This is a genomic window from Agarivorans sp. QJM3NY_30 (genome assembly GCF_050870855.2).
Classification (GTDB): Bacteria; Pseudomonadota; Gammaproteobacteria; order Enterobacterales; family Celerinatantimonadaceae; genus Agarivorans.
Genome location: NZ_CP194038.2, coordinates 1,577,195 through 1,600,544 on the forward strand (window position 1 = coordinate 1,577,195; position 23,350 = coordinate 1,600,544).

Below are 23,350 nucleotides of genomic sequence, written 5' to 3' on the forward strand. Positions count from 1 at the left end.
CACCTCACGTCTATTTCAGGTTACTTTACCATAACAGTATAACGTGAGGAGTTGTGTTAGCTGATACTTATTTCGTATTACTTCATAAATAACTAGTTGATTAAGTTGACTTTGTCACGACCACTGCTTTTTGACTCGTATAAAGCTTGGTCTGCACGCTCGAATGCATCAAGCGGTTTATCGCTATCTTTAAAAAGGGTTGCACCAATAGAAACTGTAATTGAAACCTGTTTTTCTTTAAATCGAAAGGGCAGGGTCTTAATCTGTTCGCGAATATTGTCAAGTGGCACCATCACTGCGTCAGGTGAGATATTCGGCATCAATAAAACGAATTCTTCACCGCCAAAACGAGCTAAAAAGTCGGTATCTCGAAGGCTATTCTGCAACGCTCTGGCGATCACTTTGAGTGCTTTATCACCAGCCATATGGCCAAACTGATCATTAATTGATTTAAAGTGGTCAATATCAATAATAGCCATGCCCAAATTATAACCATAACGCTTCCAGCGTTTGTACTCGAGCTCTAAACGTTCGTCTAAGGCTGCTCGGTTGTATACTTGAGTGAGACTATCGATGAACAATTTATGTTTGTGAGCATTGAGTCGCTTTTTATACTCTTGAGTTTCTTCTCGAACCAAACGAAGCTTTAATTCAACTTCACCAAGTTCGTTCAATAACTCAGTCGTTCGTTGCTCTAGTTGTTCTTTTTCTTTGAATACGTCGGTAATCTGAATTAAGCGATTTTGGATTGAATGCTTTAAACTATCTAAGTTACTGCTAGAGCGTACTTCCGCACCGAGCTCTAGTATACGGTCTTTTAATACGCTGTTATTTTGCTGCTGATTTTGATGGATTGACTTAGATTGACTTAGCGAGTCGACAAACTGATCGTGGGCACCGCCTAAACTTTCGTTTAAAGAGTATAAAAACTCTTGAGCGGCTTTACGTTCTTCACGACTGCCTTCGATGATGAGTTGAATCACATTGATACACAAGCTAGGCAAGTCGCTAGGTTCTATACCTACTAATAAGTCAGAACGTATCTGTGCCAGTTTGTTACCAACTTCACCGCTATAATCTAGTTCGGTGATCAAACGTTGTAAATCATCACAAATGCGAGTGTGTAAACGACTATCTAAAATACTTTCTTTCGGCTTTACAGCGGTAACATTTTCATTACTGGTGTGAGCTCCGCCTATTGAAGGTTTATTGAGTAGCGCTTGATAATAATAATTGAGTAACTGTTCGATACGAGCCTGATTATCGCTGTGAGAATAAGCTGGGCTCTGCTCTAAAAAATCAGTAAGTTTGCGGCGTAATTGAGGAGGTAAACCATTAATTCGTTTAAGTGATTCCCCCGACGTTTTGATAATTCGTTGGTTGTGAGCGAGGACCGTTTTTAAGGTCTTACTATGTTGTTTAAATAGGCCATCTAATTCGTTTTGATATTGCGAAATAGCTGACAAGTCGTCATTACTCTCAACATCCTTGATTAGTTGCTGTAGTTTATTATCAAGTTGTTCATCTAAGCCATAACAAATTTTAGAAAGGCTTGAAATTAGTTGGCTTATTGATTTCTTTTCCATTCTAACCTTTGCCTCTTGGCCTAAAACATTCTGGGTGGAGTTTTCTATATTGTTTCTCACCAACGCGAGGCGTTTCTTAATCGTGATGATATCGCTCATCGTTTAAACCAACACATCCTAGTATGCCTAATAACTGCGATTAGCATAACACGAGATCTACGACAACTATAGTTGTTGGGTCTGCAAATGTTAAGGCAAATAGTCATCTATACCTACCAATTGATTATGCTCTTATCAGTGGATGAATTCACTTTTACTAAGCCCTTGCTTATTGCCTGTTTTACATCTTGTCTTATATCACTACAGAAAAATGCAGCATGTGAACCTTTCATTGCTGTTAACTCTACCCATTGGTTCTGTTGCGTGTGAGCAGATAGTTGTTGAGCCCCTTCTAAAGCGAGCCATAAAACTTCGGTCATTCCGCTATCGTCAATTGCATCTTCGGCTTTAGTTAAAAATGGGGCAATACAAGTGCCAATCGAAATTATCAACTTAAGCTTTTGCTTTATAGCATATCTTTCTGCTTCATCAACCACCATTCTGCAAATTTGTTCTGCGGATAGTTGCTTCAAAGAGAGGCAAATAAGTAGCTGATGATCGTTGATATGTCCTAACTGATAATCTTTATCAAACTGAGTTATCAGCGCTTCAATCACATTTTTGTTGAATTCCCTACGAAGTTTAAACCCTAAGCTGTGTTGGCCAACGGTGCTGAGATGCTCAATAGATATTAGCAACAGAACTTGCGGTGATTGCGTTGATGAGAGATGTTGCTTGCGTAAATATTGTAAGGGGCTATCGCTGTTGGCTAGTTGTTGCCAACCCGTAATGGGATGCTGGTTCAGCTGTTGGTTTAGATGCCTCACTAAGGCTTTTCTTGATAACAGTTTCTGCCTAGTGATTAAGAATAAAAATAATATCATCACTGCAAAAACGCAGACTAAGACTAAGACCAGTTGCTGAAAGCTACTTTGTTGCTGTATTAAGGCTTTTTCTTTGGTCAGGTCGGATAACTGTTGGGCTTGTTCAATATACTGATAGTGTTGCTTAAATTGTTCACGTTTTAGCTCGTTACTTATCTGTTGATATTGTTGGTTTAAGCTGTGGTAAATTTTAAATTCTTCTAAGGCGAGGGCGTAATTGCCATTTTGCTCGTAGGCTTCGGTGAGTAACTTGTATACTTTGCTATGGCTATTCGATAAGCCAATGGTGTTGGCTAAAGCTTCGGCTTTTTCTAGTTGTAAAATAGCTAAGCCACTCTCATGGTTGTTGATATGTAATTCGCCTAACAGTAGTAAGCTATGTAACAATTTACTGGGTTGATTTAATCGAGTAAATAATTGTCTAGCGATTTGTAGATGAACTAAAGCTGGCGTGTAGTCTGTGAATTCCATATAGGTGCTGCCTAGGCGCAGTTCAATGTCGGCCAATAGCGGTAAGTTATGATTGGCCTTTGCTATTTCTTTTGCATTTAGATAGTGCACCAGAGCTGCGTCATTGTCCTTGGCGAGCTTGGTCATATCCGCTAGTTTAGTTATTTCTTCAGCCTGTAGATCGAGATTATTGAGACTTGCTGCATCATCGATGGCATCCTGTTGAAACTGCTGAGCGATAACCAGCTCACCTTGCTCCAAATAGACCTGTGCCATATTGGCTTTGAGTTTGCTGTTGAGTAGCAAGGCTTCATTATTGTGGATGTCTTGATCATCTAACTCCGCCTCTGTTAGGTGATTGAGCGCTAATTCAGGCTGTTTATTTAACAAGTAATAATCTGCCAGTAAGGCTTCAGACCACGCCCTGAGTATCGGTGATTTACTGGTATAAGCCTCTTCCTTCGCTTTTAATAGATGGTTTTTGGCTTCGTTATTTTTACCTTGGTTTTGGTAGTAAAGCGCTTGCACTTTTTGTAGTTGAAAGCGCATGTTAGATAAGGGGAAGATCTTTAGTTTTTCGATACCAGCTTGTGCTAAAGCGATATAATCTTGTGCCTGTATTGCCCATTTGGGGTCACTACTCATGGCCAGTGCTGCAATAATATAGGCTTGAGTTAAATGGGTTGGCTGTTGTTTTGCTAAGCGAATGGCGTGATGAATATAGACCTGAGCTTGTTGTGGATTATTGGTGCGGTAGGCACATAAAGCGGCAATTTGATAGCGGAGTATGTCGATTGTACCTGTTGTTACCGTTTGCTCAGTGGTCGTCTCCTGTTGGTTCAGTGTTTTCGCTAAATGTTCTAGGCAATTCCTAGGGTTGGCTATCAGCTGTTGGCGTAACGGTTCTAATGTTTTAGGAACATTGATAAAGCCATTTTCATAGGCCCAGCTATTGGCAGAAAACGGCCCGCAGAGTAATACAAGGGCAAACCATAAATACGATTTTAGCGAGAAATTGGGCATTATATTATTGGCGAATTAAGCGCCAATTTCCTAGTTTTGTGCTTGCTAGGGGATCATCGCTGCGCATTGGATTAATATCTAAGCCGCCACGCCGCGTATATCTGGCATAGACTGTGAGCGTCTTGGGCTGGCAATAATGTTTTAGGTCGGTGAAAATTCTTTCAACACATTGCTCATGAAATTCATTATGTTGGCGGAATGAGACTAGATATTTTAATAAGGCTTGCTGATTGATTTTAGGCCCTTGGTAATCGATATATAAACTTGCCCAATCTGGTTGATTGGTTACCAAACAGTTAGACTTGAGCAAGTGGCTGTTAAGTGATTCATGTACGATAAGATTAGGATCTGCGGCACCTTCAAGTAAAGAAGGATCGAGTTGATAACTTAAAATTTTAATATCATCTTGCAGGTCGATATTTAGGCCCGGTATCGGGCGAGTGTCGAAGGTGCTATCAATGTTGCTCAGTGTTACTTCTACCTCACCTTCGGCGCATTGCGCTAGATCGCGTCTTAGTACTTTTTCAACGGCAGAAAAGTTGGCAAAGTGGCTCTGGTTAAAGCTATTGAGATATAACTTGAATGATTTTGATTCGATCAAACATCGAGAGCTAGCCATTATTTTCACTTCAGCGACGGCTACGGTTGGAAGTCCGTTCTCATTTAGCCACGAGAGTTCGTAGAGGTTCCATAAGTCATATCCCGAAAAGGGCAGTGTTTGCGCTTCTACAATATTTAATTGTTGACGATTTAATTGGCGTGGTACGCCTTGTAACAGTTGCGGTGAATAATGACTAATGTAGTCGGTCGGTTTACCGAGACTTAATCGCTCTTTTAGCTGTTCAGTGGTGTTTACAGGCTGTTTTGTCATGGTTTTATTCGATCGAATTGGTTAGGCTTAGTTTATCTTAAATCGAAACGAAACACATCAATGAGCAGTACGATATCCTCACCACTGGCCTCTATTTATGCGAAGTTTGAACAGCAATGGCAAAATTCGAGCTACCCTAAACTCGATTATGATGAACAATGGCTTTCACCATGTATTCTAAGCTCTCCTCAACAACAGCAAGTCGATTGGCACCCGGTTGTTCGGAAAATAGTTGCAGATTTTAGTGGTATCGAAACGGCTTTAGAATTGACACTACATCCAAGTATTAAATCTTTTTATGGCGATTATTATGCCTCAAGCCTGGTAGTTAATTTTCAAAATAATCGCATTGAATTAGTTCAACCGTGGAATGAGCAAGATTTCGAGCTATTGTTGGAAAATATGATAGGTCATTTACTCATGCAGCGTCGTTTAAAGCAGCCTCCAACGGTATTTATTGCGACAACTGATGACGAAATGCAAATCGTGAGTATTGATAATAATAGCGGTGAAGTGTTACTTGAGCAGTTAGGTAAGGGGGTTGAGCGCGTGCTGGCGAGCACGCTTGATGAGTTTTTAGAGCAATTGAGCTTAGCGGACTAAGATTTAAAATCCCAAGAGATATTCGATACCAAGCGGCAGCGTTCGCATTTAAAGTCTAAAATATCGTGTAGGTTTTCTGTTAATCGCCATGGCTGGTTGCAGCTGGGACAGTGACGTTGGCTTTCGGCTAATAAGCTGTCGCCGCCGACGCGATATAAATATAAGTAGGTCGGGGTCTTCGTTAAGTATTCTAGGCGCTTGCATAAATCTGAGCCGCGTTGAAATAAGCGGCTATGGGTACTACTTATTTCTTGTATAGCACTGAACTCCAATATACTGCCATTCATTTGCAATTGGTCGCAAGCAGACCAGTCTTCTTGCCATTTTATCAACTGTCGATGGTCACCATTTGCAACGGCAGGAAAGTGATAAAGGGGCATCGGTGTAAAGTGTTCTCCACAACGCAGCGGAGAACAGGTTTGTAAATAATTGGTATAGAGAATTTGCCACGAGGGGCTAAGGCAATTATCACTGTCATCGGCATTAATGTCGCGGCCTAATATTTTTACTTTGGGGCTGAGTAAACTTGCTTCGCTTAGGGCCTGTTTGGCGTGTTTGACCTGCTGACTCTGATAGTTTTCTTGTAGACTATCGACTTCTGGACAAAGCACTCGGACACTAAATACGGCATCTTTTAAGACTATTGGAAATTCTCGACCAATGATCTGACCGTTATAGCGCCAGCAATCAAGTAGTTGGTTAATTGCTTTTTCTGCTTGGCTAATGGTGGTATCAGCAAAGCATTCTAGCTCTATGATTGCGAGATACATCTTAGGATTTTGACTCAAGTTGATTAATACGAGTGACTAACAGCGCAAGCTGCGATTCTAAATGCGTGATACGCTGCTCCAATGATTGTCGCTCGCTTTTGTTAGTCGTTACGGGCTGCTCTATGGTGAGTTGCTTGATGATAGTCGGATCTCGTTTATAGGCATTCAATGCGGCGATAACGACTGGCATGGGTTGGCGAACACTGAGCCGAGCTTTAATCAGCGCTAAGCTGGGTTGCTTATTCTCGTCAATCAGGGATTTGATAGCTAATAGAACGATATTTTGTGACATCTTGATGGACCTTAGTGGCTGGTAGTAGGTTGGTAACTTCGCACTAACTGTTGAATCGCTGCTTGTAAATTGGTGCTGTTGTTGGGATCCCTCAATTGGGCGAGAACGAAGCTGCGTAACGAAGGAATAAACACCAGATCAGCAAAGATTTGCTGAAATAATTGGTCATCTTGTTGTGTTGCGAGAGCCTCAAGAAATATTCTGAGCTGGTGTGGTTGTTCTAAAACACGCCATAAGCGACCAGCAATGGCAATAAAGCTATGGATTGAATGGGCAGCTCCGAGCTGAGCGTTGAGGGCTTTGTTCACTATGCTGGGAACGGTACAACCCGCTAAGGCTCGAAGGTAAAGGCTCGCTAAATTCTCATCTCTTGTCAAAATTAGAGTGTGCTGTTGTGCAATCACGTGACTGAGTTGTTGATCGATACTGGCGTGTTCCAGTAACTCTAGAGTTTTGTTTGCGACTTCCATTGGTAAGTGAGGGAAAGCCTTTGCCAGCAGTTTACTATTATCATCTCTATCGAGCCGAGCAACAATATCGGCGAGTCCCTGTAGAGCTAGCTGCGGCCATTTATCCCAAGCGGAGCCTTGTAAGTAGTCTCGTACTGACGGGTAATGTTTGGAAGGTGGCAGTGCGCAATGCTTTTTATAGAGCGCATTAAAATAAGCCAATTTTTCTTCAGTCGGCTTAAAAATGTACTGGTTATTTGCTAAAGCTTGTTGTTGCTGTTGATTGGGTTGTTGGTCAAGCTGTTGCCCCAAGGCTTCAATCACCAATTGAATAAACTGGTCACGTGCCCCGAGTTGTATGAAACCTTGTTCATCAACCGGGAATTGTAAAAACCAAATATAGGGGGTATTGGCTTGCTGCTTTTGCCAAAAACATAAAGCAAATCGAGCTTGTTGTTGAATTGGCGCGGGGTAGGGTAAGTCATTAGTTTCAACTTTTTGGAAATCTTGATTATCAATCTGCTGAATTTGTCTGCCCATTTCATAGACGCGTAGCTCACTGCCGGAAAGCAACAGGATGTCACTTAGTGTGTTTGTATTATTCATAACTTAAGATTAGTTTTTGTTTTGAGTTGACGCTGTTGGCCTCAGTATCCACATTTATCTTCTTGAGAGCAATTATTGGGGAAGCTTTAGCTTATGCAGCGTTAAGCTGCCGTTCACCAGTAAGCAATGTTATAATCGCGGCTTTTAAGATTAACATTGTATGCGTTTTAGGATCAGAGAGCAGTTATTCGCCATTGAGCGCTGCTTAAAGAAAAATCAATGTTGGCAAGATTTACCGCCTCATCCCGATTTATTACAAAGCACCCAACCATTTTGTGTAGATACACTGAACTTAGAGCAGTGGCTACAGTTTATTTTGCTGCCTCGGCTGCATACTTTATTGGATGAAGGTCGCCCGCTGCCTCGCCGCATCGCTATCACGCCCTATGCCGAAGAGGTATTGAAACACTCTCCAAAGGACAATCGTGATTTGTTGTTGCTTTTGAGCCTATTTGATCAGAGTTTTAACGATGACTGAAAACCTAGATTTAAACGCAGAGCTGGTTGAAGCGATCCCTTGTGAATTGACCGTGTTATATCAAGATGAGCACTATGTTGCGATATATAAACCAGCAGGCTTATTGGTTCATCGTAGTTGGATAGCTAAAGAAGCCACTCAATTTGCGCTGCAAATTTTACGCGATCAATTGGGTCATTATGTTTACCCGGTACACCGACTCGACCGTCCTACCTGTGGAGTTTTGGTGATGGCAACCTCTTCGGAGGCTGCAAAAAAATTGGCAGAGCAGTTCGCCAGTCACCGAGTATATAAAGAGTACTTAGCGGTGGTTAGAGGTTATGTGGAAGGCGAGCATCAGTTGGATTACCCATTAAAAGAAAAGCACGACAAGATGGTCGATGGAAGGGCCCAACAGGATAAACCAGCTCAGTCGGCCTTTACCTGTTATCGTGGTTTAGCTCAGGTCGAGTTACCTTACCCGAGTGGAAAATTTGCAACATCACGATATAGTTTGTTGAGTTTGAAACCTAGAACAGGAAGAAAGCACCAACTGCGTCGGCATATGCATCACCTGAGTCACCATATTATTGGTGACACCACCTATGGTGATGGGCGACATAATCGACTGTTTAAAAGCTTAGGGCACCCAGGGCTTTGGTTGATTTCTAAGCAAATTGGTTTTGTGCATCCTTATTCTGCTAAAGATATTCTGATAGAGAGTCCCCTTCCTGAGCGCTGGATTAAGCTATTTAAGCTGATGTCTTGGAATTAGTTCCATTATTATGTGTGATGCATATCACAAAACGGAAAGCTTTTTTGAACCATGAAAGGGTTTTCATTGTCGCGTAATAAAATTACCACCTTTAGGGTTTTACTTTAACTTTTAGTTATAAATTTGGTTATTTGACTACTGAAAGGGTTTTCAATGTGCTTGAAAACATTTTCAAGTGTTTTGTCGCTGACAGTCTTCAACGTGATCTAACGCAAGATTTATCGCTAAATACCTTGTTTTCAAGCCATTTTCATAAAAATTAAACTGTGATCCAGTTCAAGGTTGCGAGGGATCCTGCTCCCTATAATCCTCCTCAGTTAGCGGTTATAAGCACACTTACAAATGCGCCGTTAGCGCTTACCGTTCAAGGTAAGGGATGAGTATACAAAAGGAAAAGGATTAGATTATGAAACTGAAAACACTTGCTGTAGCAGTCGCTGCCGCAACAATTTCTTCAAGCGCCTTCGCAGTTGATTTTCACGGTTATATGCGCTCAGGTATTGGCCTTGGTGCCGATGGAGGCCAAAGCTGTTCTGTTAGCAAAACTTACGTTGGTCGTTTAGGTAATGAATGTGACACCTACGCAGAATTAATTCTAGGCCAAGAGCTATATAGTAAAGGCGGAGTTAAATTTGATTTTGGTAGCAATCTTGCTTATACATCTAACCAAAATAATGACTGGGAAGGGACGAAGACAGGTACTGGTAATAATGAGGATGGTGATACAGATATCGCCATTCGTGAAATGAACGTTGTTGCAAAAGGCGTTCTACCTTTCGCTCCTGACGCTTCTGTCTGGGCGGGTAAACGTTTCTATAAACGTAACGATATTCATATTCTTGACTTTTATTACTGGGATGTTTCAGGTCCAGGTGCAGGGATTGAAGATATCCCAGTGGGCCCTGGTAATCTGAGTTTTGCCTGGACTCGCAGTGATCGTCAAGAAGGCTTTGTAACTAAGGCAAGTCATGATAGCAACGGTGATTATGTAGAAGGTACAGGTTCTGCTCGTAACCAAAACTTGTTTGATGTTCGCTATACAGGCTTGTCGATCGGTGGTTCGAATACCCTTGACTTTGGTGTAACTTACGCTTATGTCAATACGACTGAAGCGCAAGACGCAGAAAATAAGGGTGAAAAATCAGGTGTAATGTTAACCTCGCAGTTGACCACTGGTATTGCTGGCGGCTTTAACAAATTTGTGGTTCAGTATGGTACAGAAGGTTACGCACATGCCCTTCGTTACACTGGTGGTGGTAACTGGTATGGTTCTGAGAACAGTGGTCATGGTGGTAAGGCATATCGTGTAATTGATCATGGTGTGGTTACCTTTGGTAAGTCTGTAGATTTGGCTTACGCGGCTGTTTATGCTTCTTATGATCGCGATGATTTTGCCAGCAGCCATAATTACTGGAATGCAGTTGTGCGCCCAAGTTATAAATGGAGCGATTATCACAAAACTATTCTAGAGTATGGTTACTATGATGCCGATGATGATTCATGGGGTAAATCTAAAAACAGTAAGTTGACTTTAGCGCAAGCGATCTCCGCGGGTCCTGGTTTCTGGGCTCGTCCTGAAATCCGCTTATTTGGTTCTTATGTGAAAGACCATGAAAATGATAGCTTAGCTAAAGGTAAAAACAACGAGTTTGAATACGGTGTACAAGTGGAAGCTTGGTGGTAAGGCTTAGCCGATACACTATAGTTCAAACAAACTGATATTTTATCTAGCCAGACCCTCAAAAACATATTATTTTGAGGGTCTTTTTGTTTATTTACGGGAGTCTCTTGTGCGACATAATTGGTTTTGGATAGTAGTGGCCGCATTGGTCTTGAGTGCATGTTCCTCTAATAATGGACTTAAAGGATTGAATGTAAGTGGTGGTAGTGGTGACTATTACTATAGTCCTCAAGTTTCAAATCAACTTTTGGATTCTGCTGCTTTATGTTGCAATTCCTTAGCGGATATTGATTATAAAACTGTAGACTTTAATTATTTAGCTGATGAAGTGCTTGGGAAAGGGAGTCCTGCGTTTAATTTCGATAGTGGGAAAAGTTTTTTTCTAGCTTATAAAATTCCAAACAGTAGCACAGACTTTCCAATTACGGTGTCGAGTTATATTCGTGAATCGTTATTTGCCCCAAAAGTCGTACTATTAAATAGTAATTTTGAAGTCACACGCGTGGTTCCTGGAAAGAATTTTATTTATAAACCAGCAAGAGGCTTTAGCCGCGACCGCTTGACCTCTAGTTTTTCGATCCGCCGAGCGGCTCTCCCGCAAGAAAAGGAAGAATACTTACTTATTTATACGACGGATGCCTTAAAAACGGGCAAAACTCAGATCACGCATCCAGCCAAGGTGGAGGCAGAAGCAAGAGGCAATGATATCCCTCAGATCCCTGATCCGATGCTTCCCAATGTAGCAACAGGTGTGGTTGAGGTTCAGTTTAATGTCGCAGAAAATTCGCTTAACTGGTTATCTGGACCTTTATTTAGTAGTTCCAGCTCAAATGCAACTCCCGCAGTGGCTGTTCAAGCGAATCAGGAAGCGGTTGTTAGTCAGTCTGCAGTTGGTGAGCCAGTTATTCGTGACCATCGCAGTAAGCGCCATTCTGGAATGTTGGCCGAAACCGAACTATTTTATAATCAGTTGATCCAAAAAATGGTGACTGACGGTCATATTGAAAAGGCCTTACAATTGGTTGAAGAAGCCGAATATGCTGGCTCTCAGACGGCTCGTGATACTTTTATTAAAGCAGTTAAAAATTAATAATATTCATTTATGTGGATATCGTGAGTGAGCCTAGCTCGGTTTATCGCAAAGAAACTTTTAATCTCGCTTATTGCTAAAGGCCACCGATATATGGTGGCCTTTATTTTGAGTGAGTAAAATTCCTGTTTAGCTTACCACCAGGCTTCCGCTTGTAGACCAAAAGTTAATTCATCTTTAGAGCTTGTGTCACGGGAGATCCGTTGATCAGACTTAGCGTAAGTGGCAAATGCACGTAACGCTGGGCGGGCAAATACACTTGGGCCTGCTTGCCATTGCTGCGCGAGTGTTACCTTCGCGAGTTTATTGTCTTGTTCACCGTTGGCTTTTGCCACATCTTGGAATTCAACGACGTCGTAACCCACGTCGAGGATAGTCGATAAGTGATTATTCCAGTTGTATTGTGGGCGAACACCAACCGTGAATAATGAAGATCCCTGTTGGTCGTCCTTATCGTAGTTCTCGTAGTTAACCACGTAAGTAAGGGCCAGATTCTGCTCAGAAAAGCTGAGCATACCGTGGTTCAGTATCCGGTAATAGCTGGCTTGGTTTGAGCTGGTTTCTTTATAGTTGAATCCGCTAAGTTGACCAAAAGCTCCAATTTTCGCCATTGCGTCCGTCGCATAGGTGATAGAGAGTTGATTAAAGCCACCAAAGAAGTTTTCTTGAGTATGTTCTGCAAGAATGAAGAGTCCACTGTTTTCAAAATTATGGTTGGGCTGTTGACCTGCGAAGTCTTGACCTTGTTGGTCGCTGTATGCACCGTAAATTGTAGCAATACCTAAGTAACCATCTCGATTGGTTTGAATACCATCTAAACGTAAATCAATATTGTTACCTGAGTAATTTTCTAATCCTTCATCATTTACAATGGGTTGTTGTTTGTTGGTGAAATAAGCTTCTTCTGTATTGCGGATCCATGCGGCAGAAAGTTTTGCAAAACCAAGGTCTATATTTTCTATCCCTCCACCAGCTCCGGCATTTGCTAAGTAGTAGTAATCGATTTGATGCACGTCTCGACGTTGGTAATAACGTTTTCCGGCCCAGATGTTTGCACCAGCCAATGATTCGATCATATTTTCACCGGCAACATACATTTCGCGAGTCGCGGGGGCTTCAGCTTCCCAATCTTTTTCTTGGGCAACTGAATAAGCGAAGAGAGTATTCACCGACATCTTTTGGTTACCTTCTTCCCAAGCATTGGCTTTTAAACCTATTTCTGCATAGGTTTCGCATTCGTTGCCTAAGCGGTGTTTGTAGGGCGAGCCATCGGCTTGAAAGCACATTTGATCGCCTCCGGAACCAGTTGCACCAATGCCTGATCGCATATAACCGTGAAACTCCGGATTAATCGCAAAGGTTTGAGAGGATATTGTTGCAGCTGCCAAAGCAAGAGATAGTGTTTTTAACTTCATTGAGTGGACCTTGTATTTTAAATAGTTAATGACGACATTCCAGCATCCTGTGCTGAATTTTTGATCCATTGTAAAATAATATGTCGAAATACATTGTCTCAGCAGTTTGTAAATTTGTCTTGAGATCTTGCTCGCACAAATAATATGAAAATCCTTTCAGTGCTGATAAATTCAAATTTTTTTGGTCATTTAATTTTTATTTTTGATTTAAAATAGATTTTTATATTAAATTTTGAGGTTTTTACTGGCGAGCTGTAGTGCCTTAGAACTCATTGATAATCGTACTTTGTTACCAAAAAAAGCTAATTTATCAACAAGGTATAAAGTCGTTACAAACTGTTACAAAATGAGGGCTTTAACTTGTTCTAAATCGCATTTTTTTGAAACGTATGCCCCTACACTTACGCCCAGAAATCGCGATAAACAATTTAGCGGTGACTTTGAAGTAAATATTTAATCTGGTAATAAGTTGGTCGTATCGTCAATTTATTACCAAGGCTATATTTTGTACAACAAACAGCCCTTTAGGAGCTTACTATGTTTAAAAATTTGTTTGCGCAAGCGCAAAAGGTAGGTAAAGCATTGATGCTACCCGTATCAGTGTTACCGGTTGCGGGTATTTTGCTAGGGGTTGGCGCAGCTGACTTTAGCTGGATGCCTCACATCATATCGCAACTCATGATGAATGCAGGTGATGCTGTATTCGGTAATATGGCGTTGCTATTCGCTGTGGGTGTTGCTCTTGGTTTTACCAATAACGATGGTGTTGCTGCGTTAGCATCTATTGTTGGCTTTTACATTATGTCCAAAACACTAACTGTTATGGCAGTGGTTATGGGCGTTGATTCTATTAATACAGGTGTGCTCGGCGGTATCCTATCAGGTGGCGTCGCAGCTTGGGCCTTTAACCGTTTCTTCCGACTCCAGCTTCCAGCGTATTTAGGCTTCTTTGCTGGTAAACGTAGTGTGCCGATTATCACTGGTTTCCTAACCATATTTTTAGGTGTTGCGCTTGCGTTTATTTGGCCTCCTATTGGAAATGGCATTGCGGTATTCTCTCATTGGGCGGCAGAACAAAATCCAACATTAGCCTTTGGCATTTACGGCATCGTTGAGCGTTCACTCATTCCATTCGGTCTTCACCATGTTTGGAACGTTCCATTTTTCTTCGAAGCGGGAACTTGTACGACAGCTTCCGGTGAGATTGCTCACGGTGTATTGACTTGTTACCTACAGGCCGATGAAGCGTCACGTGTCGCTGGTAACGGTTTTGGTCAGTTAGCGGGTGGCTACTTGTTCAAAATGTACGGTTTACCTGCAGCGGCTATTGCGATTTGGCATGCTGCTAAACCAGAAAACCGCGCTAAAGTTGGTGGTATTATGGTGTCTGCGGCATTGACATCATTTCTAACTGGTATCACCGAACCAATTGAGTTTGCATTCCTATTTGTTGCGCCATTGTTATATGCGATTCACGCGCTGTTAGCTGGTTTTGCTTTTGTTATTACTAATAGCTTAGGCATGGTTCATGGTACTTCTTTCTCACATGGTTTAATTGATTTCATCGTGTTATCAAGTAACGCTCAGAAACTTTGGTTATTCCCTGTTGTGGGTATCTGCTATGCAGCTCTTTACTATGTTGTATTCCGTGTTGTGATCGCTAAATTTGACCTGAAAACTCCGGGTCGTGAAGACGAAGACAGCGCTGAGATTGGCGTTATATCTGAAGATAAAATGTCTCAAAGTTTAGTGGATGCTTTTGGCGGTAAAGACAACATCGTTAGCTTAGATGCATGTATTACTCGCTTACGTATTCAAGTAAAATCGGTTGAGTCGGTTAATCAGCCGGCACTGAAATCCTTAGGTGCTGCTGGTGTGGTGATCGCGGGCCAAGGTGTTCAAGCCATTTTTGGTACTAAATCTGATAACCTAAAAACTGACATGGAAAGTTATTTAAAAACGGTATAAGTTTTTAAATATCTAGAAAAGGAGGCTTAGGCCTCCTTTTTATTTGATAATAAAAAGTACGTTTTGTTGGTGGTACGACCCTAACTTAAAAGACTAGGCTTCATTCTGTGTTCGTCGGCTATGAATACCAGCGATCGCTATTAGATATCATCGGTTTATTCTTTAGTACTAGAGAAGTGAATTTAAGCTTGGTTGTAGACATGACGAATGGTGCAGCTCTGCTAATACCAATCTGATTCATGATATGAGCAACTAATTGTGCTGATAACGAGGCATGAAGTGCAGCCATGAGTAGCGCTAATTGTAAGATGCATAACCTAGTTTGCGGTGATTTGGGCAGTAACAACGAACAGATAATGAGTTAGATTGGTATTAGTCGATAAACTCGTTAATATTTTTATTTCAGCCTAATATGCAAAACGCCCGATGGAAGTGCATCGAGCGTTTATATTGAAATAAGTGCCAAGCGATAATATTAGGGGAGTTAATATTTATTGCTTAAAGTCTTTCTAACTTAGCTTCAATTTCAGCAATTTTGCTACTCACTACTTTTTCCAGATGTCGCAGCTCTGCCAGCACTTGCTGTTTGGTATCTTTTTCCTGTTGATCTCGGCGTGTGATTTTGTCTAATTCTTCAACAATAAAGCGCAGGTTGGTGTTGATTTCAGAGACATCTTTATAGGTACCACGTCCACCATCCACTAATACGGTTTTCTTTTGGCGAGGGTATTTAAACTTAACACTGCGTGTTAAAAAATCACCTTTTTCTTTATGGAAGTATATTTTTAGTGTGTCAGACATCGCTTCTTGGCGAAGGCTGTAACGCTCTATATCTGCTGGGTTGGTGATGCCAATACTTTTTAGATTGTCGTACATAGATTTTCCTTCATAACAAATCGCTAAACTGAAGACTGGAACAGCTGCCACCGCAACATACTGCAGAGCCTGTTATTAGCAGCATAGCGCATTAGAGATCAGAAGGAATCTGAAATAAGTGGTTTTTTGAATTTGATGATGAAATATTTAGATGCAACCAAATGGCTGAGCGCCACTTGGTTGCATGATGGCTTAGTTATGGGCGTGCAGCGCTTCATTTAGAGCAATTGCTGTTTTATTGGTTAGGCACTCGATGGCACCACTGATACTATTACGGCGGAATAATAGGTCTGATTTACCTGCTAATTCACGGGCCTTAACGGTTCCAAGTGATTGTTTGTTTTCATCGATTAAGATGACTTTGGTTCCTGCTGTAATATATAGGCCTGATTCGATGGTACAGCGGTCACCCAAGGGGATACCTGTTCCGGCATTCGCACCAATTAGTGATTCTTCTCCTACCGCAATCACCATGTTACCGCCGCCAGAGAGGGTACCCATAGTTGAGCAACCACCACCAAGGTCGGAGCCTTTGCCAACAAATACACCCGCAGATATCCGCCCTTCAATCATGCTGGTGCCGGCGGTTCCCGCATTAAAGTTGCAGAAACCCTCATGCATGACGGTTGTGCCTTCACCAAGATAGGCACCCAAGCGTACCCGAGAGGTCGCTGCGATACGTACCCCATTCGGCACAACGTAATCGGCCATTTTAGGGAACTTATCCACTGAACTAACTTGCAGTAATTCGCCTTTGGCTCGTGCTTCCAATTGGCGAGCCGGTAGCTCGCTTAAGTCGATAGCGCCTTGATTAGTCCATGCAACATTTGGCAATACAGCAAAGATACCACTTAAGTCAGTCCCATGTGGTTTGACTAAACGATGCGACAGCAAATGCAGTTTTAGATAGGCTTCTGGAGTGGACTCGGCTGCACTATCTTCCTCGAGTAAACACAATACACGAGATTGCTGGCTACTGGCTAAAGCTTCTAAGGCACTCACTTGTGCGTTTAGGCCCAAGGATTTAGCATTGTTCAGTAGGCTAGTCATTGCTGCGTCATCAAGCTCTATTACTTGTTTTCCCGAGGTATAATTGAGCCCCTTGGTCAATTCACATACTTCTGCTTTGCTTGGGTGTAATACAGGGCTTGGGTAAAAAACTTCTAGCCATTGGCCATTTGCGTTTTTACTGCCAACGCCAATGGCGTAACTAAAAAAGTCTTTAGACATGATTGTCTCCATTTATTGTTTGAGTCTGCATAAATATTATTGTTTGAGTGCTTGTTCCAGAATAGATTTAAGCTGTTGCTTTTGTTCTGGACTAAGTTTTTCCCGTTCAGCATTACTAATACTAAAGAAATCTTCGGCTTTTTCACCAATAGTGGTGATTTTAGCTGCATGAATGGTGTAATTAAACGATTGAAAGACTGCACTGATCCGAGCCACTAGGCCAGGCTTATCCAAAGCAATGATTTCAATTAAAGTCCGGTTCCCTTTTGTGGGTAAAAATTCAACTCGAGGCGCAATAGAAAACTGTTGCACTTGTCTGGGGACACGACGTTGCTTTAGATCGATGGGCACCGCAACGTGTAATTTGGTTGCGAGTGTTTGTTGTAACAATATACCACGTTCAACTGATAACGGTTGGCCTTCTCGGTCCAGCACCATAAAGGTATCTAATACAAATCCGTCGCGACTCGACATGATTTGAGCGTCGTGAATATTGAGGTTTTTTTGATCGAGTTCAGCAGCTACCGATGCAAATAAGTGAGGGATGTCGGGGCAGTGGATAAAAATCTCAGTACCGCCACGGGTCGCTCTGCGGCTCACTAAAACCAATGGTTGCTCGTCACTGTGGCCCCACAAATGGTCACTATGCCAAGTAATTTGCTGCGGTGTATGCCGTAAAAAGTAGTCGGCCCTAAAACGCTGCCATAGAATACGAGTTTGTTCTTCGGAATAGCCTTTTAAGGCAAGCAGTTCGATCGCTTTCTGTTGCTTATCACGGATTACGCCACGAATATCGACAGGATTTTCTAAACCACGACGCAAGGCTTTTTGAGTGGCACTGTAAAGTTCATGTAATAGCGTTCGTTTCCAACTATTCCAAGTATCATCGTTAGTGGCACAAATATCTGCAACTGTTAAGCACAATAACATATCTAAATGACGTTGATCGCGAACGGTTTTGGCAAATGTAGCGATCACTTCGGGATCATAAATATCACGTCGTTGTGCGGTCACAGACATCAGTAGATGGTGTTTGACTAACCAAGCAACGGTTCTTGCTGAGGGCTTACTAAAACCATGCGCTAAACAAAATTCTTCTGCATCAACGGCACCTAAGATGGAATGATCACCTTTACGGCCTTTCGCAATGTCATGGAATATTGCAGCCAGAACCAATAAGTCGGGGCGCTCTAGTCGAGGGTAAATTTCGCAACACAGCGGATGGACCGTTTTAGTCTCTGTGTCATTGAAGGAATGGATCTTGGTAATCAGGCGATGGGTATGCTCGTCGACGGTAAAAGCATGAAATAAATCGAATTGCATCTGTCCAACAATTCGACTCCAGGCCGGGAAATAGGTCGAAAGCACACCGTAGCGATGCATCAAACTTAACGGTAAACCAGTGACGTTGGGATGTTTGATTAGTTGTTTAAAATAATATCGACACTCAGCATCATCTTGAAGCCAATGGGTTAAACGGCGTCTGGCCTCGCGGAGCTGGCGAAGGGTCGCTGAGTAAATCCCCGTGATCTTGGGGTTTTCAGCGATGTGCAAGAACATCATGATGATTTGTTCGGGTTGTTGAAGAAACAACTGGGCATCGTTACTGTCGATGAGATTGCCACGTAGCATAAAGTGTTGGTCGACGACCCGCACATCCATGGCGGTATTACCCAAGATTGCTTCATCAAATAGTTGAAGTAGCATTTCATTGAGCTCAGATATTCGTCGTATTGTTTGGAAAAAATGCTTCATGAGCCGCTCTACAGGAGCGTTGTGTTGGCCGCTATAACCCAGTGACTTTGCGACAGCTAGTTGCCGATCAAACAGTAGTCGGTCATCACTCTTGGGTAAGTGAATATGTAAAGCAAAACGGACTCGCCACAGAAAATCACGACAGTCCTGTAACTCTCTACATTCTGCTTGAGTTAAGAAGTTTTGTTTGGTGAGCTCTTCTAAATCGCTACTGCCAAAGTGCCGGCCGGCAACCCAACAAATGGTTTGAATGTCACGTAAACCGCCAGGATTGGCTTTAATATCGGGTTCTAAAGAATAAGCATTGCCTTTGTATTGGCGATGTCGAGTCAGCTGTTCTTGTTTCTTCGCTTGGAAAAAAGAATCACTTGGCCAGAAACTATCGGCGCATACAGCTAAACAAAGTTTTTGATAAAGTGCTCTGTCACCAAACAACAATCTGGATTCTTGTAAGTTGGTGGCGATGGTGATGTCTTTTAAGCCTAGCTCTAGGCATTCATCTAGCGTACGGACACTTTGTCCAACATCGAGCCGAATATCCCAAAGAAAGGTAATAAAGGCGCTAATTTTGTCTGCAATCTGACTTGCCGCAGCTTGTTGGCTAAGGATTAATATATCAATATCAGAACGCGGGTGAAGTTCTCCGCGGCCATATCCGCCTACGGCAAGCAAAGAGATTGCCGACTCATCGGCCAAGCCGAAGTGCTGCCACAATTGGGTGAGTAATGAGTCCATCTTTCGCGAACGTAACAGAACCAATTCGACAACATGTACGCCTTGGTCAAATTGGTCTGTTAGGTATTCTTGTAATTGGTCAAGATACGACTTACAGCTGTTTAACGATATCTCATCTGGCTTGGGTAAGGGCGGGGATACTAACGTCGTTTCCATGACTTAACCTGTGTGACTAAAATGAATTAACACTAATACTTAATGATGCGAGGAAAGTCTTCTTCGTCTCTTAAAGTCAGCACTTCGACGCCATCATTAGTCACCAGCAGGGTATGCTCCCATTGGGCTGAATTTTTGCCGTCGCTGGTTCTTGCTGTCCAGCCATCTTCTTCATCAACCCAGTTGCCTTTCTTACCTTGGTTGATCATCGGTTCAATCGTGAAACACATCCCCGGTTTTAGCACGGTACGGTCATTATTGCGGTAGTGCATAATCTGTGGCTCTTCATGAAAGCCCTCACCGATGCCGTGGCCACAAAAATTATCCACGATGCCATAACGATAATTGCCTTTTTTCAAATATTTCTGAATTGCGTTACCGATGTCGCAAACTTTATTACCTGGCTTCACCACTCTTATCGCTTGATAAAGGGCTTGTTGGGTGACGCGGCAGAGTAATTTATCGGCTGGGCTGGTTTCTCCCACCAAAAACATTTGAGAGGTATCTCCGTGATAGCCGTCTTTGATCACGGTGATGTCCAGATTCACCACATCGCCATCTTGCAAAATATGCGACGCAGAAGGGATCCCGTGGCAAACCACTTCGTTGACCGAGCTACAAATTGACTTTGGAAAGCCGTGGTAGTTTAAGGGGGCGGGTATGGCGCCCTGTTCATTGACGATATAATCGTGACAACGCTGGTCCAGTTCTTCAGTGCTGACGCCAACCCTGACGTAGGGCGCTATCATGGTGAGTACATCGGCCGCTAAACGACCAGCGACGCGCATTTTTTCAATTTGTTCTGGGGTTTTTATTACTATGCTCATGAGTTTAATAGTTGAGTATTTACCTAGGTTATGGCGTTAGTTTACCGTAAGGGCACGAGGAGTTGTAGTAGCTGAGGAAAATAGCGAAAACTTCGCCTTTTTCTTTATCCATAAGGCGAATTATGGTATAAAGCGCGCCGTAAGTAATTACTCAGATTTACGAATTTGAGCGGATGCTAACATTAATTGAATATTTATATTTTAAACACACACACACATCGACACGTTTTCCGGGGTGCTGAACAGTAATGTTTGGTCGGTAAAATGGGATGTGTGGAGGCCTAACCCCATTTGAGGAAATTATAATGGCAAACGTTTCAATGCGCGATATGCTTCAAGCAGGCGTACACTTCGGTCACCAAACTCGTTACTGGAATCCAAAAATGAAGCCTTTCATTTTTGGTGCGCGTAACAAAGTTCATATCATTAACTTAGAAAAAACTGTACCTATGTTTAATGATGCAATGTCTGTTCTTAAGAAAGTTGCATCTAAGAAAGGTAAAGTTCTTTTTGTTGGTACCAAGCGTGCTGCAGGCGAAGTGATCAAAACTGAAGCGCTTCGTTCAGATCAATTCTACGTTAACCACCGTTGGTTAGGTGGTATGTTGACTAACTGGAAAACAGTACGTCAATCAATCAAACGTCTTAAAGATCTTGAAGCTCAAAGCCAAGACGGCACTTTCGAGAAGCTCACCAAGAAAGAGGCGCTTATGCGTACTCGCGAAATGGAAAAGCTTGAGAAAAGTCTTGGTGGTATCAAAAACATGGGCGGATTACCTGACGTATTGTTTGTGATTGATGCTGAACACGAGCATATTGCGATTCGTGAAGCAAACAACCTAGGTATTCCAGTAATCTCTGTGGTTGATACTAACTCTGCTCCAGACGGTGTTGATTACATCATTCCTGGTAATGACGATGCTATCCGTGCAATTAAATTGTACCTAGGCGCAGCTGCGGATACGGTTCTTCAAGGTCGTCAAGAAGATATCGTAGTACAAGCTGAAGAAGATGGTTTCGTTGAGGAAGCTGCTGAGTAATTAATGCTGAAGCATTAATACTGAGTGAGCTTGAAGATTAGCAGGGGGCAAACTTGCCCCCTGAGTTTTATCCGATAAATAATCGAGGATCAAACAAATGGCAATTACTGCTGCCCAAGTAAAAGAACTGCGCGACCGTACTGGCGCAGGCATGATGGATTGTAAAAAAGCGTTGACTGAAACTGATGGCGACATCGAGTTAGCGATTGATAATATGCGTAAAAGCGGTGCCGCTAAAGCTGCTAAAAAAGCGGGTAACATTGCTGCTGATGGCGCAATCATTATTAAACAAGGTGCCGGTTTTGCGGCCTTGTTAGAAGTTAACTGTCAAACTGACTTCGTAGCCAAAGATGCTAACTTTACAGCGTTTGCTGAGAAGGTAGCTGAAGCTGCAGCTGCAGAAAAAACTGACATCGAGACTTTGAAAGCTAGTTTTGAAGAAGAACGCGTTCAGTTAGTGGCTAAAATCGGTGAAAATATTTCAATTCGCCGTGTTGAATACTTAGATGGTGCTCCAATTGCTTCATATCGTCACGGTGAGCGTATTGGTGTTGCTGTTACTGGTGAAGCGGATGCCGAAACGCTTAAGCACGTAGCGATGCACGTAGCTGCTTCTAAACCTGAGTATCTTTCTGCTGATGACGTCCCAGCTGACGTTGTTGAAAAAGAGAAAAAACTGCAAATCGAAATTGCCATGAACGAAGGCAAGCCTGCAGATATCGCTGAGAAAATGGTAACCGGCCGTATGAAGAAATTCACCGGCGAAATCTCTCTAACCGGTCAAGCATTTATTATGGAACCAAAGAAAACTGTTGGTGCCATTTTGAAAGAAAAAGGCGCGACTGTTGCTGGTTTCATTCGTCTAGAAGTTGGCGAAGGCATCGAGAAAAAAGAAGAAGATTTTGCGGCTGAAGTTGCGGCACAAATCGCAGCAGCTAAAAAGTAATTTTAGTTGTCGCTCAGGTTGCGGTATCATGCCGCAACCTTCTTGTATTCTTTATCAATGAGAGAACATCATCACTATGAGTACCAATCCTAAACCTGCATATCGTCGTATTCTTTTAAAACTTTCAGGTGAAGCCTTAATGGGTGAAGAGGGTTTTGGCATTGATCCTAAAGTATTAGACCGGATGGCTCTTGAAATTAAAGAGCTGGTGGAACTAGGGGTTCAAGTCGGGCTGGTTATTGGTGGTGGCAACTTGTTTAGAGGTGAAGGCCTCGCCAAAGCAGGAATGAATCGGGTTGTTGGCGATCACATGGGGATGTTAGCCACCGTGATGAACGGGCTAGCGATGCGTGACGCTCTTCATCGAAATTTTGTGAATGCTCGCCTTATGTCAGCAATTGAGTTGAATGGCGTGTGTGATTCATATAATTGGGCCGATGCTATTGGTAACCTTAAAGCGGGGAAGGTGGTTATTTTTTCTGCGGGTACTGGTAATCCTTTCTTCACCACCGATTCTGCGGCTTGTTTACGTGGCATTGAAATTGAAGCTGAAGCCGTGCTAAAGGGAACCAAGGTGGATGGGGTATTTACTGCCGATCCAGTTAAAGATCCGAGTGCAAGCTTGTACCGAGAATTAGACTACAACGAAGTCTTAGAAAAAGAATTAAAAGTGATGGACTTGGCCGCCTTCACGTTGGCTCGTGACCACAATCTACCGATTCGTGTTTTTAATATGAATACTCCAGGTAGTTTGAAAAACGTTGTTATGGGCGCTGATGAAGGGACCACCATTCATCGTATATCAAAGAACGCTGAAACAGAGTAG

At 42.5% G+C, this 23,350-nt stretch carries 20 protein-coding genes; 9 read left to right on the forward strand and 11 right to left on the reverse strand.

Features of this window, described 5'->3' with window-relative positions; genetic code table 11:
• Positions 1 to 92: 92 nt before the first annotated feature.
• From ACRRSX_RS07230 to queF, 3 genes are all read right to left on the reverse strand, one after another.
• The gene (locus tag ACRRSX_RS07230; RefSeq protein ID WP_432453869.1) at positions 93 to 1,685 is read right to left on the reverse strand and encodes a GGDEF domain-containing protein; all 1,593 of its coding nucleotides are present in this window, start codon (positions 1,683 to 1,685) and stop codon (positions 93 to 95) included.
• Between the two features lie 113 nt (positions 1,686 to 1,798).
• Complete coding sequence (locus tag ACRRSX_RS07235; RefSeq protein ID WP_432453868.1) at positions 1,799 to 3,982, reverse strand: tetratricopeptide repeat protein; 2,184 nt, start codon at positions 3,980 to 3,982, stop codon at positions 1,799 to 1,801.
• Positions 3,983 to 3,986: 4 nt separating this feature from the next.
• Positions 3,987 to 4,853: an NADPH-dependent 7-cyano-7-deazaguanine reductase QueF gene (gene queF, locus ACRRSX_RS07240; RefSeq protein WP_432453867.1), complete on the reverse strand. Its 867-nt coding sequence runs from the start codon at positions 4,851 to 4,853 to the stop codon at positions 3,987 to 3,989.
• Positions 4,854 to 4,913: 60 nt separating this feature from the next.
• Between queF and syd the strand changes: the two genes are divergently transcribed.
• Positions 4,914 to 5,456, forward strand: coding sequence for a SecY-interacting protein (gene syd, locus ACRRSX_RS07245; RefSeq protein ID WP_432453866.1), 543 nt, complete (start codon positions 4,914 to 4,916; stop codon positions 5,454 to 5,456).
• Here the strand turns inward: syd and ACRRSX_RS07250 are convergent.
• From ACRRSX_RS07250 to ACRRSX_RS07260, 3 genes are read right to left on the reverse strand one after another with little or no spacing between them, the layout of a single operon-like run.
• On the reverse strand, positions 5,453 to 6,226 hold the full coding sequence (locus ACRRSX_RS07250; protein WP_432453865.1) for a Zn-ribbon-containing protein: 774 nt from the start codon (positions 6,224 to 6,226) through the stop codon (positions 5,453 to 5,455). The two genes, syd and ACRRSX_RS07250, sit on opposite strands and share 4 nt — an antisense overlap.
• A gap of 1 nt (position 6,227) precedes the next feature.
• Positions 6,228 to 6,518, reverse strand: coding sequence for a hypothetical protein (locus tag ACRRSX_RS07255; protein ID WP_432453864.1), 291 nt, complete (start codon positions 6,516 to 6,518; stop codon positions 6,228 to 6,230).
• A gap of 11 nt (positions 6,519 to 6,529) precedes the next feature.
• Positions 6,530 to 7,573, reverse strand: coding sequence for a DUF3549 family protein (locus ACRRSX_RS07260; RefSeq protein WP_432453863.1), 1,044 nt, complete (start codon positions 7,571 to 7,573; stop codon positions 6,530 to 6,532).
• Positions 7,574 to 7,733: 160 nt separating this feature from the next.
• On the opposite strand from ACRRSX_RS07260, the gene ACRRSX_RS07265 reads away from it, so the two are divergent.
• From ACRRSX_RS07265 to ACRRSX_RS07280, 4 genes are all read left to right on the forward strand, one after another.
• Positions 7,734 to 8,051, forward strand: coding sequence for a YqcC family protein (locus ACRRSX_RS07265; protein WP_432453862.1), 318 nt, complete (start codon positions 7,734 to 7,736; stop codon positions 8,049 to 8,051).
• On the forward strand, positions 8,044 to 8,805 hold the full coding sequence (gene truC / locus ACRRSX_RS07270) for a tRNA pseudouridine(65) synthase TruC (RefSeq protein ID WP_432453861.1): 762 nt from the start codon (positions 8,044 to 8,046) through the stop codon (positions 8,803 to 8,805). Before ACRRSX_RS07265 ends, truC begins: the two co-directional genes overlap by 8 nt.
• Positions 8,806 to 9,211: 406 nt before the next feature.
• Entirely contained in the window at positions 9,212 to 10,489 is a 1,278-nt protein-coding gene (locus ACRRSX_RS07275; protein ID WP_432453860.1) for a maltoporin, read from the forward strand.
• A gap of 106 nt (positions 10,490 to 10,595) precedes the next feature.
• Positions 10,596 to 11,576, forward strand: a complete 981-nt coding sequence (locus ACRRSX_RS07280) for a MalM family protein (RefSeq protein WP_432453859.1) — start codon at positions 10,596 to 10,598, stop codon at positions 11,574 to 11,576.
• A gap of 134 nt (positions 11,577 to 11,710) precedes the next feature.
• On the opposite strand, the gene lamB is transcribed toward ACRRSX_RS07280, so the two are convergent.
• Entirely contained in the window at positions 11,711 to 12,991 is a 1,281-nt protein-coding gene (lamB, locus tag ACRRSX_RS07285; RefSeq protein WP_432453858.1) for a maltoporin LamB, read from the reverse strand.
• Between the two features lie 537 nt (positions 12,992 to 13,528).
• On the opposite strand from lamB, the gene ptsG reads away from it, so the two are divergent.
• Complete coding sequence (ptsG, locus tag ACRRSX_RS07290) at positions 13,529 to 14,959, forward strand: PTS glucose transporter subunit IIBC (RefSeq protein WP_432453857.1); 1,431 nt, start codon at positions 13,529 to 13,531, stop codon at positions 14,957 to 14,959.
• A 498-nt stretch (positions 14,960 to 15,457) separates the two neighbouring features.
• Here the strand turns inward: ptsG and ACRRSX_RS07295 are convergent, their stop codons facing one another.
• The 4 genes from ACRRSX_RS07295 to map all read right to left on the reverse strand — a co-directional run bounded on the left by ACRRSX_RS07295 (position 15,458) and on the right by map (position 20,538).
• On the reverse strand, positions 15,458 to 15,835 hold the full coding sequence (locus tag ACRRSX_RS07295; RefSeq protein ID WP_432453856.1) for a DUF3461 family protein: 378 nt from the start codon (positions 15,833 to 15,835) through the stop codon (positions 15,458 to 15,460).
• A 192-nt stretch (positions 15,836 to 16,027) separates the two neighbouring features.
• Positions 16,028 to 17,065: a 2,3,4,5-tetrahydropyridine-2,6-dicarboxylate N-succinyltransferase gene (gene dapD, locus ACRRSX_RS07300; RefSeq protein ID WP_432453855.1), complete on the reverse strand. Its 1,038-nt coding sequence runs from the start codon at positions 17,063 to 17,065 to the stop codon at positions 16,028 to 16,030.
• Between the two features lie 36 nt (positions 17,066 to 17,101).
• Complete coding sequence (gene glnD, locus ACRRSX_RS07305; RefSeq protein WP_432453854.1) at positions 17,102 to 19,711, reverse strand: bifunctional uridylyltransferase/uridylyl-removing protein GlnD; 2,610 nt, start codon at positions 19,709 to 19,711, stop codon at positions 17,102 to 17,104.
• A gap of 32 nt (positions 19,712 to 19,743) precedes the next feature.
• Positions 19,744 to 20,538: a type I methionyl aminopeptidase gene (gene map / locus ACRRSX_RS07310; protein ID WP_432453853.1), complete on the reverse strand. Its 795-nt coding sequence runs from the start codon at positions 20,536 to 20,538 to the stop codon at positions 19,744 to 19,746.
• A 305-nt stretch (positions 20,539 to 20,843) separates the two neighbouring features.
• Here map and rpsB point away from each other — a divergent pair, with 305 nt between their 5' ends.
• The 3 genes from rpsB to pyrH all read left to right on the forward strand — a co-directional run bounded on the left by rpsB (position 20,844) and on the right by pyrH (position 23,350).
• Positions 20,844 to 21,578: a 30S ribosomal protein S2 gene (gene rpsB / locus ACRRSX_RS07315; RefSeq protein WP_432453852.1), complete on the forward strand. Its 735-nt coding sequence runs from the start codon at positions 20,844 to 20,846 to the stop codon at positions 21,576 to 21,578.
• 97 nt (positions 21,579 to 21,675) lie between these two features.
• A complete protein-coding gene (tsf, locus tag ACRRSX_RS07320; RefSeq protein WP_432453851.1) occupies positions 21,676 to 22,524 on the forward strand; it encodes a translation elongation factor Ts in 849 nt (282 codons plus the stop codon).
• A gap of 76 nt (positions 22,525 to 22,600) precedes the next feature.
• Positions 22,601 to 23,350: a UMP kinase gene (pyrH, locus tag ACRRSX_RS07325; protein ID WP_432453850.1), complete on the forward strand. Its 750-nt coding sequence runs from the start codon at positions 22,601 to 22,603 to the stop codon at positions 23,348 to 23,350.

Coding starts and splice junctions, on each gene's coding strand:
- tsf (WP_432453851.1), top strand. CDS start 21,676: ATGGCAATTACTGCTGCCCAAGTAAAAGAACTGCGCGACCGTACTGGC.
- ptsG (WP_432453857.1), top strand. CDS start 13,529: ATGTTTAAAAATTTGTTTGCGCAAGCGCAAAAGGTAGGTAAAGCATTG.
- map (WP_432453853.1), bottom strand. CDS start 20,538: ATGAGCATAGTAATAAAAACCCCAGAACAAATTGAAAAAATGCGCGTC.
- pyrH (WP_432453850.1), top strand. CDS start 22,601: ATGAGTACCAATCCTAAACCTGCATATCGTCGTATTCTTTTAAAACTT.
- ACRRSX_RS07250 (WP_432453865.1), bottom strand. CDS start 6,226: ATGTATCTCGCAATCATAGAGCTAGAATGCTTTGCTGATACCACCATT.
- ACRRSX_RS07255 (WP_432453864.1), bottom strand. CDS start 6,518: ATGTCACAAAATATCGTTCTATTAGCTATCAAATCCCTGATTGACGAG.
- ACRRSX_RS07235 (WP_432453868.1), bottom strand. CDS start 3,982: ATGCCCAATTTCTCGCTAAAATCGTATTTATGGTTTGCCCTTGTATTA.
- ACRRSX_RS07275 (WP_432453860.1), top strand. CDS start 9,212: ATGAAACTGAAAACACTTGCTGTAGCAGTCGCTGCCGCAACAATTTCT.
- ACRRSX_RS07295 (WP_432453856.1), bottom strand. CDS start 15,835: ATGTACGACAATCTAAAAAGTATTGGCATCACCAACCCAGCAGATATA.
- rpsB (WP_432453852.1), top strand. CDS start 20,844: ATGGCAAACGTTTCAATGCGCGATATGCTTCAAGCAGGCGTACACTTC.
- truC (WP_432453861.1), top strand. CDS start 8,044: ATGACTGAAAACCTAGATTTAAACGCAGAGCTGGTTGAAGCGATCCCT.
- ACRRSX_RS07265 (WP_432453862.1), top strand. CDS start 7,734: ATGCGTTTTAGGATCAGAGAGCAGTTATTCGCCATTGAGCGCTGCTTA.
- dapD (WP_432453855.1), bottom strand. CDS start 17,065: ATGTCTAAAGACTTTTTTAGTTACGCCATTGGCGTTGGCAGTAAAAAC.
- glnD (WP_432453854.1), bottom strand. CDS start 19,711: ATGGAAACGACGTTAGTATCCCCGCCCTTACCCAAGCCAGATGAGATA.
- lamB (WP_432453858.1), bottom strand. CDS start 12,991: ATGAAGTTAAAAACACTATCTCTTGCTTTGGCAGCTGCAACAATATCC.
- ACRRSX_RS07230 (WP_432453869.1), bottom strand. CDS start 1,685: ATGAGCGATATCATCACGATTAAGAAACGCCTCGCGTTGGTGAGAAAC.
- syd (WP_432453866.1), top strand. CDS start 4,914: ATGAGCAGTACGATATCCTCACCACTGGCCTCTATTTATGCGAAGTTT.
- queF (WP_432453867.1), bottom strand. CDS start 4,853: ATGACAAAACAGCCTGTAAACACCACTGAACAGCTAAAAGAGCGATTA.
- ACRRSX_RS07260 (WP_432453863.1), bottom strand. CDS start 7,573: ATGAATAATACAAACACACTAAGTGACATCCTGTTGCTTTCCGGCAGT.